General features: G+C 31.9%; 13 protein-coding genes. 3 read left to right on the top strand and 10 right to left on the bottom strand.

Annotated features, from left to right (window positions below):
* Positions 1-41: 41 nt before the first annotated feature.
* The 8 genes from D1817_04490 to D1817_04455 form a co-directional block, all read right to left on the bottom strand.
* Complete coding sequence (locus D1817_04490) at positions 42-977, bottom strand: threonine/serine dehydratase (protein AXT19150.1); 936 nt, start codon at positions 975-977, stop codon at positions 42-44.
* A gap of 1 nt (position 978) precedes the next feature.
* Positions 979-1,764, bottom strand: coding sequence for a 2-(1,2-epoxy-1,2-dihydrophenyl)acetyl-CoA isomerase (locus D1817_04485; GenBank protein ID AXT19149.1), 786 nt, complete (start codon positions 1,762-1,764; stop codon positions 979-981).
* A gap of 94 nt (positions 1,765-1,858) precedes the next feature.
* On the bottom strand, positions 1,859-2,359 hold the full coding sequence (gene paaJ, locus D1817_04480; protein AXT19148.1) for a phenylacetate-CoA oxygenase subunit PaaJ: 501 nt from the start codon (positions 2,357-2,359) through the stop codon (positions 1,859-1,861).
* 49 nt (positions 2,360-2,408) lie between these two features.
* Complete coding sequence (gene paaI / locus D1817_04475; GenBank protein ID AXT19147.1) at positions 2,409-3,164, bottom strand: phenylacetate-CoA oxygenase subunit PaaI; 756 nt, start codon at positions 3,162-3,164, stop codon at positions 2,409-2,411.
* 57 nt (positions 3,165-3,221) lie between these two features.
* Positions 3,222-3,506, bottom strand: a complete 285-nt coding sequence (locus D1817_04470; GenBank protein ID AXT19146.1) for a 1,2-phenylacetyl-CoA epoxidase subunit B — start codon at positions 3,504-3,506, stop codon at positions 3,222-3,224.
* Positions 3,507-3,519: 13 nt separating this feature from the next.
* Positions 3,520-4,476 carry a 1,2-phenylacetyl-CoA epoxidase subunit A gene (locus D1817_04465; protein ID AXT19145.1) on the bottom strand — a complete coding sequence of 319 codons (957 nt, stop codon included), beginning with the start codon at positions 4,474-4,476 and terminating at the stop codon, positions 3,520-3,522.
* A gap of 33 nt (positions 4,477-4,509) precedes the next feature.
* Positions 4,510-5,580, bottom strand: a complete 1,071-nt coding sequence (gene paaK / locus D1817_04460; protein AXT19144.1) for a phenylacetate-CoA oxygenase/reductase subunit PaaK — start codon at positions 5,578-5,580, stop codon at positions 4,510-4,512.
* 68 nt (positions 5,581-5,648) lie between these two features.
* Complete coding sequence (locus D1817_04455; protein AXT19143.1) at positions 5,649-6,218, bottom strand: TetR/AcrR family transcriptional regulator; 570 nt, start codon at positions 6,216-6,218, stop codon at positions 5,649-5,651.
* A gap of 78 nt (positions 6,219-6,296) precedes the next feature.
* On the opposite strand from D1817_04455, the gene D1817_04450 reads away from it, so the two are divergent.
* The gene (locus D1817_04450) at positions 6,297-8,042 is read left to right on the top strand and encodes an aromatic amino acid hydroxylase (protein AXT19142.1); all 1,746 of its coding nucleotides are present in this window, start codon (positions 6,297-6,299) and stop codon (positions 8,040-8,042) included.
* Positions 8,043-8,284: 242 nt separating this feature from the next.
* Here D1817_04450 and D1817_04445 read toward each other — a convergent pair whose 3' ends face one another.
* Together D1817_04445 and D1817_04440 are read right to left on the bottom strand one after the other, a co-directional pair.
* The gene (locus D1817_04445) at positions 8,285-9,235 is read right to left on the bottom strand and encodes a GSCFA domain-containing protein (protein AXT19141.1); all 951 of its coding nucleotides are present in this window, start codon (positions 9,233-9,235) and stop codon (positions 8,285-8,287) included.
* Positions 9,236-9,278: 43 nt separating this feature from the next.
* Positions 9,279-11,909 (bottom strand): alanine--tRNA ligase, encoded by a 2,631-nt coding sequence (locus D1817_04440; GenBank protein AXT19140.1) that lies wholly within the window; start codon positions 11,907-11,909, stop codon positions 9,279-9,281.
* Between the two features lie 207 nt (positions 11,910-12,116).
* Here D1817_04440 and D1817_04435 point away from each other — a divergent pair, with 207 nt between their 5' ends.
* Positions 12,117-13,088, top strand: coding sequence for a M23 family peptidase (locus D1817_04435; protein ID AXT19139.1), 972 nt, complete (start codon positions 12,117-12,119; stop codon positions 13,086-13,088).
* A complete protein-coding gene (locus D1817_04430) occupies positions 13,088-13,417 on the top strand; it encodes a MerR family transcriptional regulator (protein ID AXT19138.1) in 330 nt (109 codons plus the stop codon). The genes D1817_04435 and D1817_04430 overlap by 1 nt, the downstream gene beginning before the upstream one ends.
* Positions 13,418-13,425: the final 8 nt, after the last annotated feature.

The following is a 13,425-nucleotide window of genomic DNA, read 5'->3' as shown; positions in this document are numbered from 1 at the left end:
TTTTTTAGATCCTGAAATTAAATTCAGGATTATACATTATTTTAAAATGGTAAGTTTTTTAAATCTACATTTCCGCCAGAAATTATAATCCCGACATCTTTACCTTTATAATCTTCTTTGTTTTTTAGTAATGCTGCAAATGGCACTGCACTCGAAGGCTCTACAACAATCTTCATTCGTTCCCAGATTAATTGCATAGCTGCTTTAATTTCGTCTTCTTCTACTCTAATAATCTTTTCGACTTCTCTTTTTATGATAGGAAAATTTCTATCTCCAAGATTAGTTCTCAATCCATCAGCTATTGTATCAAAAGTTTCGTTAGTTTCAATTTCACCACTTTGTAATGAGCGATAGGCATCATCAGCATTCATAGGCTCTCCTGCAATCACTTTACAGTCATTTGAAAAATATTTGGCAGCTAAAGCTGTACCTGCAACTAATCCGCCGCCACCAACTGGAGTGAAAATATAATTTAAATCTGGATAATCTTCTAGAAGTTCCATTGCAGCAGTTCCCTGACCATGAATTACATCATCATCATTAGAAGGATGCAAAAATGTAGCTCCATCTTCATCACGAATATAAGTTGCTAAATCTTCTCTATCTTGAATGTTAGATGGGCACTCTCTAATTTCTCCATCATATCCTTTTACTGCATCTTTTTTAACTTGTGGCGCATTTTCAGGCATTACAATATATGCTTTTACTCCTAATTTTTTTGCTGCTAAAGATACTGCTTGTGCAAAGTTTCCTGACGAATGTGTTACTACACCTTTATCTCTTTGTTCTTGTGATAAGTTTAAAATTGCATTAGCCGCTCCTCGCATTTTAAAAGCTCCCATTTTCTGGAAATTTTCACACTTAAAATACACTTTTGCTCCAGTAATTTCATTAATCTGCTCTGAAGATAACACTGGTGTACGATGGATATAAGGTTGTATTCGTTCGTGAACTTGTAAGAGAATATCTTTATTCATTTTATTGACCTTTGAAATTAGGTTTACGTTTTTCTATAAAAGCATTAACACCCTCTGAATAATCTTCGCTTCCTGCTGCTTCTATCTGATATTTAGATTCTAAATTTAATTGCTCTTCTAAAGTATTCGATAAGGATTGATTAAATGCTTTTTTAATTAAAACTAGTGCTTTTGTTGGCATTTTTGCCATTTTATTTGCAAGCTTATTTATTGTTTCTTGAAAATCTTCAGAAGGCACATATTTATAAATCATCCCGATTCGTTCGGCTTCTTCTGCACTTACTTTATCGCCTAACATTGCTAGAGCTGATGCTTTTTGAAACCCTATTAATCGTGGTAAAAAAAAAGTACCTGCACTATCAGGAATTAAACCTATTAAACTAAATGCTTGAATAAAGCTAGCGTTCTCGTTAGCCACTACAATATCACAGGCTAAAGCAATATTTGCTCCTGCTCCTGCTGCAACACCATTAACAGCTCCTATGATGGGTTTTTCGACATTGCGGATACGTGTAATAATTGGATTATAATGTTCTTCTAATATTTTCTTAAACCCAGGGTTTAATTCTGGTGAAGTAACTTCTTTTAAGTCTTGACCAGCACAAAATGCTTTTCCATTTCCAGTTAATACAATAACTCTTACTTCTGAATTCACCTCACAAGCGTCCAACGTTTCTTGAAGAAGAAGTGCCATTTCTCTATTGAAGCTATTGAATACTTCTGGTCTATTAAGTGAAATGTACGCTATATTATTTTCAATTTTTAATTCAATTGAATTGTTACTCATACCTTTTTACTCCTGCAAAAACAGGAATCTTATTAATTAAACTTATATTTTTCTTGATGAGATCTTGAAACAAGTTCAAGATGACAACAAGTTGTCATTTCAAACATTTAAAATAATCAAATGGTTCTTGACAGTCATCACATTGAAACTGTGCTTTACAAGCTGTCGAACCAAACTGACTTACTAATCTCGTATTTGTTGAACTGCAATTGGTGCACTTCACTATTCGTTTTCCATTTAACAGTACTTCTTTATCTGCTTCTGCATCTAAAGGTGCTGCTATACCATAATCTTCTAGTGCTTTTCTACCTCTTGGAGTAATCCAATCTGTAGTCCACGCAGGAGATAAAATCAATTCTATTTCTGCATTAAATCCTGCTTCTTTTAATGCACTTTTAATGTCATCTCCAATAACATCCATTGCAGGGCATCCACTATAAGTCGGTGTTATTTGAACTTTTACGACATCATCTTTAATAATTGCAGAACGTACAACTCCCATATCCATAATTGATAGTACTGGTATTTCGGGATCTGAAACTTTTTCCAGTATCTCTACCAATGATTGATCTATATGTTGTTCAGTTACTGTCATAGTTTATAATTGATGAGATTCCCGTCTTCAAGGGAATGACAACAAGTTGTTACCACTCCATATTAGGATACGTACGTTGCATATATTGCAAATCACTTAATAAATATCCTAAATGTTCTGTATGAATCCCTTCTTTACCTCCTTTTTGAAACCATTTTGATTCTGGTATTTCTAAAGTAGCTACTTCGAGAATTGTGTTTACTCTATCATAATATTGATTTTTCAATAAAGTCACATCTACTCCCACACCTTCTTTTACCATTATTTTATCTGCTTCAGTTAGATGAAATAATTCATCTGTATACGTCCATAAGTTATTAATTGCTTCTTGAATTTTATTATGACTTACTTCTGTACCATCTCCTAAACGTTTAATCCAATCTGATGAAAATCGCTGGTGATAACTTACTTCTTTTATTGATTTATCAGCAATTGCTGATAGTGTCACATCGTGGCTTTTTTGTAATTCTTGCAAAAACAATAAATGATAAACATCAAATAAAAATTGACGCGCAATCGTATAAGCAAAATCTTTATTAGGTTGTTCTACTAAAAGTACATTAAAGTACTCGCGTTCTTTACGCAACATAGCAATATCATCTTCCGTTCTTTCATCTCCTGCAATTTTTGCTGCATATTGATAGTAACTCCTCACCTGTCCAAATAAATCGAGTGATATATTTGTACAAGCAATGTCTGTTTCGAGATTAGGACCATGACCTGTTAGCTCCCCCATTCGCTGACCAAGAATTAAACTGTTATCAGCGATTCCTAATATGTATCTGTATAAGTTTCTTTTCATAATTAAAAATTCATTTGATGAAACTCTAAATTAAGTTTAGAATAACACATCAAAGATTAGTTACATATGTTTTACTTCATCTGGTAAATCATAAAATGTTGGGTGACGATATACCTTATCTTGAGCAGGTTCAAATAATTCTCCATTATTTTCAGGATTTGATGCTGTAATATGTTTAGATTCAACTACCCAAATACTTACTCCTTCATTTCTTCTTGTGTAAACATCTCTAGCATTTTCTAGAGCCATTTCTTCATCTGCCGCATGAAGGCTTCCAAAATGACGATGTTCTAATCCGTTTTTACTTCTAACGAATACTTCCCAAAGTGGCCAATTTTTTTTCATATTTCCAATTCCTTTAAACTGCTTGTTTTTGTTTTTTATCTACTTGTTTTTCTGCATAAGCTATTGCAGCATCCCTTACCCATTCGCCATTATTCCAAGCATTAACTCTGGCGTCCATACGTTCTTTATTACAAGGTCCATGACCTTTTACAACTTGCCAGAATTCATCCCAGTCAATCTCTCCAAAATCGTAGCTCTGACGTTCTTCATTCCATTTTAAATCTGGATCTGGAATTGTAAGTCCAATCAAATCAGCTTGAGGTACTGTTTGATCTATAAATTGCTGACGTAACTCATCATTTGTTTTACGCTTTAATTTCCATTTCATTGATTGCTCTGTGTGTACAGATTCTGCATCTGTAGGGCCAAGCATCATTAATGAAGGCCACCACCAACGGTTTAATGCATCTTGAGCCATCTCTTTTTGTTCTGGTGTTCCGTTAGCCAGTTTTATCATAATTTCATAGCCTTGACGCTGATGAAAACTTTCTTCTTTACACACACGAATCATAGCCCTTGCATAAGGCCCATAAGAAGTGCTGCATAATGGTACTTGATTAATAATGGCAGCACCATCTACTAACCAACCTATTGCTCCCATGTCTGCCCATGTCACAGTTGGATAATTAAAAATACTTGAATATTTTGCTTTACCAGTATGTAACTGCTCGTATAACTCATCGCGAGAGATTCCTAAAGTTTCACACGCACTATATAAATATAATCCATGACCTGCTTCATCTTGTACTTTAGCTAGCAACGCTACTTTACGACGTAAAGAAGGTGCACGAGTTATCCAATTTCCTTCAGGCAGCATTCCAATAATTTCGGAATGAGCGTGTTGAGAGATTTGCCTAATATGTGTTTTACGATATTTTTCTGGCATCCAATCCTTAGGTTCAATTTTTTCATCACGTTCAATACGCCCTTCAAATTGTTGTTCTAAGTTTTTTATTTGTTCTTCACTCATAATCTATAAGTTTTGGTCAAAAGACATAAATCTTTAGACATCGAAATCAACAATAATTTTATCTGATGTTGGTACAGCCTGACAACTTAATACCAAATTCTGTTTTACTTCATTTTCTTCAAGAGCATAATTCACTTTCATTTCTACTGAGCCTTCTACAATTTTACATTTGCATGTACTACATACACCACCTTTACAAGCATAAGGTAAATCTGCACCTGCAGCCAGAGCTCCATCTAAAACATTATCAAAGTCATCATCCATAGTAAAGTGAAACTCTTTTCCGCCATCAATAATTGTCACTTCTGTACCTTCTACTTTTTGCTCTAACACTTCTGCAATTTGAGCATCAGAAGCATCACTCCCTGAGAAGAACAATTCATAATGTATTTTATCTTTATCTAAACCCGTTTCTTCTAAATGATCACGAATTAAGAAAATCATTTCTTGTGGACCACAAATAAAACAGTGATCGGTATCTTCGATATCTATAAATGTTTTGGTTAACACTTCTAGCTTTTCTTTATCAAAACGACCATTTAAAAATGGTATATCGCGCTGCTCTTTAGTTAGAAAATAAAACACTTGAAAACGCCCAAAAAACTGATTTTTAAGCATTTCTATTTCTTCTTTAAAGATAATTGATTTTACAGTACGGTTTAAATAAAATAATTTGAATGTACTTTCTGGTTCTGCCAGTAAGTGTGTTTTTATAATAGACAACATTGGTGTAATACCACTACCAGCTGCAAATGCTATATAATTTTTTGAAGCTTTAGCATTTATATCTACAAAGAAATTACCTTCAGGTTGCATTATTTGCAAAATATCTCCACGTTTTAACTCTGTATTTACATATGTTGAAAATACACCTCCTTGAATTTGTTTTACTGCTACTTTCCATTGTTTATCTAATGGACTTGAGCATAGTGAATAAGAGCGACGTACATCTTCATCGTTAATCTGCTTACGTAGTGTTAAGTATTGACCTTGTTTAAACGTAAACTCACTCTGAAGGTTTTCAGGGATATCAAAAGAAATTACAGAGCAATCCTTTGTCTCTTTATATATATCTGCAACTTTTATAGGATAAAAATCTGCCATTTTTATTTTATATTTTTTAGACTAACAGTTGTTAGTTTGGTCAACAAATTTACAAAATTATTTACTAATTATTTGTTAATTCCATTTATAAGAACTCTACTTAAATTATCTGCAAGTTCATCGGAGTTCAAATCTTCTTTTTTAGGAATCCAAAGATAAAGTGAACGTAGTGTAGAGAGTACTGAAAAAAGAATAACATCTGGTTTCGAATTAACAATTTCGTTATTATCTATTCCTTCAATAATAATACGTCTAAAATTATCTTCATAATTATGACGTAATTTTAAATAATAATCCAATTGCCCTTCTAAATGCATCCAATCATTATTTAAAGATGCCATCCCATCTGTATTGTTACTAGCAATAGCAACATGAAGAGTTATTATATGTTTTAATTTTTCGATGCTAGTTTCTTTAGAATTTAGTATCTCACTCATACCTTGAGTAAATTGCTCTGCTAATGAAATAATAATCTCTTTTAAAATTTCTTGTTTAGAACTAATGTGATTATATAAACTAGATGCCTTAATGCCCATAGTTTTAGCTATATCACGCATTGTTACTGCACTATATCCTTTTTCCTTAAAGAGGATTGCAGAAGTTTTAATAATTTCGTCTTTACGTGTTTCTAGCTTCATAGCTGACGAAGATAATATAAATATTAATGATACAAGTATCTCTATATTTAGTAGTTTTGTCTTGACGAAAATAAGATTATGAAGCAAATAGAGAGCAATCCATTAATTGATAGATTACCACCTCATTTAAAACAATTTATAAAACCTCAACAATACGAAGATTACACTCCCATAAATCAAGCAGTATGGCGTTATGTAATGCGTAAAAGCATTGATTATTTATCTCAAGTTGCACATTATTCATATTCTGATGGCTTGCAAAAAACAGGTATTTCTATTGATTCTATTCCTAGTATGTATGGAATGAATCGCATTTTAAAAGACATTGGTTGGGCTGCTGTTGCTGTAGATGGGTTTATACCTCCAAATGCATTTATGGAGTTCCAAGCTTATAAAGTATTAGTTATTGCTAGTGACATTCGTCAATTAGAGAATATAGAATACACTCCAGCTCCTGACATTATTCATGAAGCCGCTGGTCACGCCCCTATTATTGCAAACCCTGATTATGCAGAATATTTACGTCGTTTTGGAGAAATTGGAGCCAAAGCCATTTTATCGTCTCATGATAACGATATGTACGAAGCTGTTCGTAAATTATCTATTCTTAAAGAAGCACCTAATTCTACTCAAACAGAAATTGATGAAGCTGATGCTTTGGTAAACGAATTACAAAATAAGAAAGTGCCATTTTCTGAAATGGCGCAAATTAGAAATTTGCATTGGTGGACAGTAGAATATGGAATGATTGGTTCTGTTAAAGATCCAAAAATTTATGGTGCTGGCTTATTATCTTCCATAGGAGAGAGCACTTGGTGTATGTCTGACAAAGTAAAAAAAATACCTTATTCTATAGATGCTGCCCATAAAGAGTTTGATATTACAAAACCTCAACCACAATTATATGTTACTCCAGATTTCTCTTATTTAATGGAAGTTTTAGAAGAATTTACAGGTTCTATGGCACTTAGGAAAGGTGGTTTTAGAGGGTTACAAAAGCTCATAGATTCAAAAAAAATAGGAACTATTGAACTCAATACCGGCTTACAAATTTCTGGAGTCTTTACTAAAATGATTAAAGACGAAGATAACAATGTTGTCTTTTTTAAAACTGAAGGCCCGACAGCTTTGGCTAATCGCGAAAAAGAGCTTATTGGTCATGGTACAGAAGTTCATCCTAGTGGGTTTAGTTCACCTATTGGAAAATTAAAAGGTATTAATCTAGCAATTGAAGATATGGGGCCTCGCGATTTAAAGGCTTATAATTTTTATGACAATAAGCGTATTGCCTTTGAATATGAAAGCGGGATTACTATTGAAGGGTTAAACATCACAGGGATCAGAAATATTAATGGAAAATTAATTCTTATTCAGTTTGAAGATTGTACAGTAACTTATAGAGGAGATGTTTTATTTAGCCCTGAAGATGGTACTTTTGATTTAGCTGTAGGTTGCAACATTGTATCTGCTTACGCTGGTAGTGCCGACTATAGGTCTTTTGATAATTTATATCACGTTTCAAAATCTAAAACGATAAAAATTGAAAAAGATGCTGAAACTTTGGCTTTAGAAAATTTGTATCAAACTGTTAGAAATATCAGAAATTCTAAAAACATTGAAGAAAGTGAGATCAAAACTATTTTTAATAGTTTATTAAAAAATCATTCAGAAGATTGGTTACTCGTGACAGAAATTTTTGAATTAATTCAAGTCACAAATTTTGAAGGCTTAAAAACTGAAGTTTCTAAACATTTAGAAAATTTAAAATCTAATCGTCCTGAGATTTCTCATTTAATTGATAGTGGAATAGCACTTTTAAAATAACAAAAAAAAGCATCAAGTTTTAGTAAATTTTAAACCTTGATGCTTTCATAATAATTGATTAATAGCATCTCGAATATACGAGATATAATTTTTAACTCAATTTCTTTTCGACAAAAGGTCATTAAAAATGGTAAAATGTAGCCTCCTTAAAATTGATAATTTATATTCATCGACAAACTACAATTATTAAAGATTAAATGTTACGTTTTCAAGATGAACTACATTTTTTTAAATTATTTAATCTAATAAAATATAATACCATGTTTAGATTGTAGCGATTTCTTTTTATTTTCTAAATTCTGCAGAAATTGTTGATGTGCTGGTGCATTTGGATTAAATGGTTTGTGAGATAAGCCTTTTTGAATTGTTTCTACTTCATCCATCGTATTATAAATTTCTGGAGTAATCCATGCACATTTAAATTTATTCCAAATGTAGTTAATCGCTGTTGTATTTGGATGTAACATATCTTCAGCATAAAAACGATAGTCCCTTAACTCGTCCATCATGATTTCGTAAGATGGAAAATAGTGTAAAAATTCTCGAGGTTCAACAATTTTATGTATTGCAGAAATTAAATGTGCTTTACTCTGTGTGTTCTCTAAAAAACCATCTTTAATATGACGTATAGGGGATACTGTAAATACAATAGTAGCTTTAGAATTAATACTTTTTATTAAACTGATAATTGCTTGTAATGAAGTTTCAATTTCGTCAACAGATAACAGCTCTTTTAAAAACTTTTTTTGAGGTACTTTATGACAGTTTGCAACATAAGTATCCGTTTCAATAAAACGATAAATCCAAGCTGTACCTAATGTGATTATGATATGGGTAGATTCATTAACCTGTTGATTGGTCAACCTGATTTGTGCATTTAAACTATCTAACAAATCTTCTTTTGAAGAACTACTTAGTTTTGAATGTGCATCAAAACAATGCCATTGCTCATTTTGAAAAAAAACATCTTCTTCTGTATATTCTTTTTCATTAATAGCATTAGTAATTAACGCTTCAATAGATTTTGGATGAAATAGTATCCCAATAGGATTTAAAGTGTTTTGAAACTTAAAATAACTTAGTTTATTTCCTATATTTTCAACAAAACAAGATCCCAATAAAAATAATTTAGATTTATAATCGATTGGATTATAGGTCTCAGGTTTTAAAGGGATTTGTGTTTGAAGGTTCAAAATTTATTAGATATTATTTTTTAATTCACCATTTATTAAAATTTCACCATTTCCATTCTGGTAGAATATATTGCTTTACATTATCTAAAGCGTCTTGGATCCCATTAGGGTTTTTACCTCCAGCAGTAGCAAAAAACGGTTGACCACCACCGCCACCTTGAATATACTTCCCTAATTCTCTTACTATTTGTCCAGCATTAAGGTTTTTCTCGACTACTAGTTCTTTCGAAATATAACAAGACAATAATGCTTTTCCATCTTGTTCTGCTCCAAATAATAAAAACACATTGTTATGCTGATTTCCTATTTCGAAAGCTACATCTTTAATTCCTGTAGCATCTAAATCTATTTGCTTAGCTAAGAATTTTATTCCGTTAACATTTTTCAATTCATTTATTAGGCTTCCTTTTAAACCTTTAGCTTTATCTTTTAATAGCGTTTCAATTTGCTTTCTTAATACTGTATTTTCTTCTTGTAAGTCAGACACTGCTTTAACTGGGTCTTTAGCATTATTTAATAGATCTTTAATTTCAAATAACGAACGATTATTTTCAAAATAAAAATCTTTAACAGCATCGTTAGTAATAGCTTCAATACGTCGTATTCCTGATGCAACAGCGCTTTCTGATTTAATTTTAAAATGCCATATATCTGATGTGTTTTGCACATGTGTTCCTCCACAAAGTTCTATTGATTGTCCAAAACGAATAGTACGAACTGAATCTCCATATTTTTCTCCAAACAATGCCATTGCTCCATCTTTTAAAGCTTTTTCTACTGGTACATTTCTGTGTTCTTGTAACGGTAGTTTTCCTGCTATACGGGAGTTAACAAAATTCTCTACATCTCTTAACTGTTCTGTAGTTACTTTAGAGAAATGTGAGAAATCAAAACGTAAATATTTAGAATGTACTGCAGATCCTTTTTGTTCTACATGTGTCCCTAATATTTCTCGTAAAGCCTGATGTAATAAATGTGTTGCTGTATGATTACATTCAGTTCTAAATCGCTGATTCGAATCTACAACAGCTTTAAACGTTTCGTTAATGTGTTTTGGTAAATTTTTAGAAAAATGAATAATCACATTATTCTCTTTTTTAGTATCTAAAATATAAACCACATCTCCATTTGGCACTTCTAAATACCCTTTATCTCCAACTTGTCCTCCTCCTTCAGCATAAAAAGGTGTCACATTAAAAACTAACTGATATAACTCTCCATCTTTTTTAGAAACAACTTTTCTATATCGAGTTAGTTTTACATTTGCTTCTAACGAATCGTATCCAACAAACTCTTCTTCAGAATCTTCTACTAAAACTGTCCAATCATCTGTAGACATTTCACTAGCTGCTCTAGAACGATCTTTTTGTTTTTGTAGTTCGGCTTTAAACCCTTCTTTATCTAGAGTTAAACCTTTTTCATTTAAAATTAAAGCTGTTAAATCTATTGGAAATCCATAAGTATCATATAGTTCAAAAGCTTTTCTTCCTGAAACTTCTTTATCCTTAGTAGTTTCTATTATTCTATCTAATAACAACAATCCTTGATCTAAAGTTCTTAAAAAAGATGTTTCTTCCTCTTTAATCACATTTTCTATAAGTTGTTTTTGAGTTTTAAGTTCAGGAAATGCTGCTCCCATTTTTTTAGAAAGCACGTCTACTAATCTATAAATAAATGGTTCTTTTTTACCTAAAAATGTAAACCCGTAACGTACGGCACGCCTTAAAATTCTTCGAATCACATATCCTGCACCTGTATTACTTGGCAATTGACCATCTGCAATAGAAAATGCAACAGCTCGAACATGATCTGCAATAACACGTATTGCAACATCAATACCTTCAAGCTTACCATACTTCATTTTAGTAATCGTCTCTATTTCTCTAATAAGAGGAGTAAATACATCTGTATCGTAATTAGATTGTACACCTTGTAATACCATACATAAACGTTCAAACCCCATGCCAGTATCTATATGCTTATCCGGTAGATTTTCTAAAGATTTATCTGCCTTACGATTGTATTGCATAAAAACTAAATTCCAGATTTCTACCACATGAGGGTGATCTTGGTTTACTAAATCTGCACCAGAAACTTTTGTTCGTTCTTCGTCACTACGAATATCTACATGAATTTCACTACAAGGTCCACAAGGTCCTTGTTCTCCCATCTCCCAAAAATTATCTTTTTTATCACCTAATAAAATACGGTCTTCAGGAATTATTTCTTTCCAAAAATCTAAAGCTTCTTGATCTATTGGTAAATTATCTGCATCATCACTTCCTTCAAAAATAGTGATATAAAGTCTGTCTTTATCTATTCCGTAAACTTCAGTTAAAAGTTCCCAAGCCCAAGAAATTGCTTCTTTTTTAAAATAATCTCCAAAACTCCAATTTCCCAGCATTTCAAAAAGTGTATGATGGTAAGTATCATACCCTACTTCTTCTAAATCGTTATGTTTACCTGAAACACGTAAGCATTTTTGAGAATCTGTTAATCTTTTATTTTTTGGTACTGCATTACCAAGAAAAAATTCTTTAAATGGAGCCATCCCAGAATTCACAAACATTAAAGTTGGATCATCTTTAAGAACCATTGGTGCAGAAGGCACAATACTGTGTTTTTTGTTTTCAAAAAATTCTAAAAACTTAGTTCGTATTTCCTGAGACTTCATTTGTTAAATTTGATTTAAAACTTACTTAAACACCACAAAAACAACAAATAACTATCTTATTTACTCGTTATATTTGTACGCTTTTTATAAGCTTATTTTTTTAAATTGTTTTAAATATGAAACAATTTCTATATTTGTTAATTATCGTCGATTAATTCTAGTTCGTTTTGAGTAGAATTTATTCGCAAAAATAGAATTTTTTAACTTATGTCTAAGGTAAAATATTATTACGATTCTGAAACTTTATCATACCGAAGAGTTGTTCGTAAAAAACGAACTACTTTCAAGTATATTTCTATGTTTTTATTAGGATCTGCTTTATTTGGGTTTTTATTTATTTTTATTGCTGGACAATATTTTGAATCTCCAAAAGAAAAAGCTTTAACAAGGGAATTGCAAAATGTAAAACTCCAGTTTGAGTTACTCAATAAAAAATTAGACGAGACCGAAATTGTTTTGGCTAATATTGAGGAAAGGGACAATACAATTTACAGATTATATTTTGAAGCCAATCCAATTCCGAAAGAACAAAGGCGTGCTGGTTTTGGAGGTATTAATCGCTATAAAAAATTTGAAGGATACGATAACTCCCAATTAATTATAGAGTCTAACAAACGTTTAGATATTATTCAAAAGCAAATTGTTGTACAATCTAAATCTCTTGACGAAATTGCTGTATTAGCAGAAGATAAAGAGAAGTTTCTAGAAACTATTCCCGCAATCCAACCTGTTACTAACGAAGAGTTAACTCGAATCGCATCTGGTTATGGTTATCGATCCGATCCATTTACTAAAGTTAGGAAATTTCATCACGGAATGGATTTTACAGCACCAAGAGGCACTCCTGTTTATGCTACTGGAGATGGTATTGTTAAAAGAGCAGATGCTGGTGCTACTGGTTATGGAAAGCATATCAGGATTGATCACGGTTATGGTTACGTAAGTCTATATGCACATTTATACAAGTATAATGTTAAAAGAAATCAGAAGGTTAAGCGAGGAGATGTTATAGGTTTTGTAGGTAGTACTGGGCGTTCGCAAGCGCCACATCTTCACTACGAGATTTTTAAAGATAAAGTCAGGATTAATCCTATTAATTTTTATTATGGAAACCTATCAGCAGATGAATTTGCAAAATTATTAGAGAAAGCTTCATTAGAAAATCAATCTTTAGACTAATGCATATTAATCTCCCAGAAAAGTTATATTACAGTATTGGCGAAGTTGCCAAGGCTTTTAACGTCAATACATCTTTACTGCGATTTTGGGAAAAAGAATTTGATATTTTAAAACCCAAAAAGAATGCTAAGGGTAATCGAAAATTTACACCTGAAGATATTAAGAACTTAAAATTTATTTATCATCTAGTTAAAGAACGTGGTTTTACACTTGAAGGTGCAAAAATTCATTTAAAGGAAGAAAAGAAAAAATCACTTCATAATTTTGAAATTATTAGCAAGCTAGAAGGTGTAAAAAATCAGCTTATACAATTAAAAACCAACCTATAAAACCAGCT

Source organism: Flavobacteriaceae bacterium (genome assembly GCA_003443635.1).
In the GTDB taxonomy this organism is placed as follows: domain Bacteria; phylum Bacteroidota; class Bacteroidia; order Flavobacteriales; family Flavobacteriaceae; genus AU392.
This window is presented reverse-complemented; position numbering and strand designations above follow the sequence as displayed.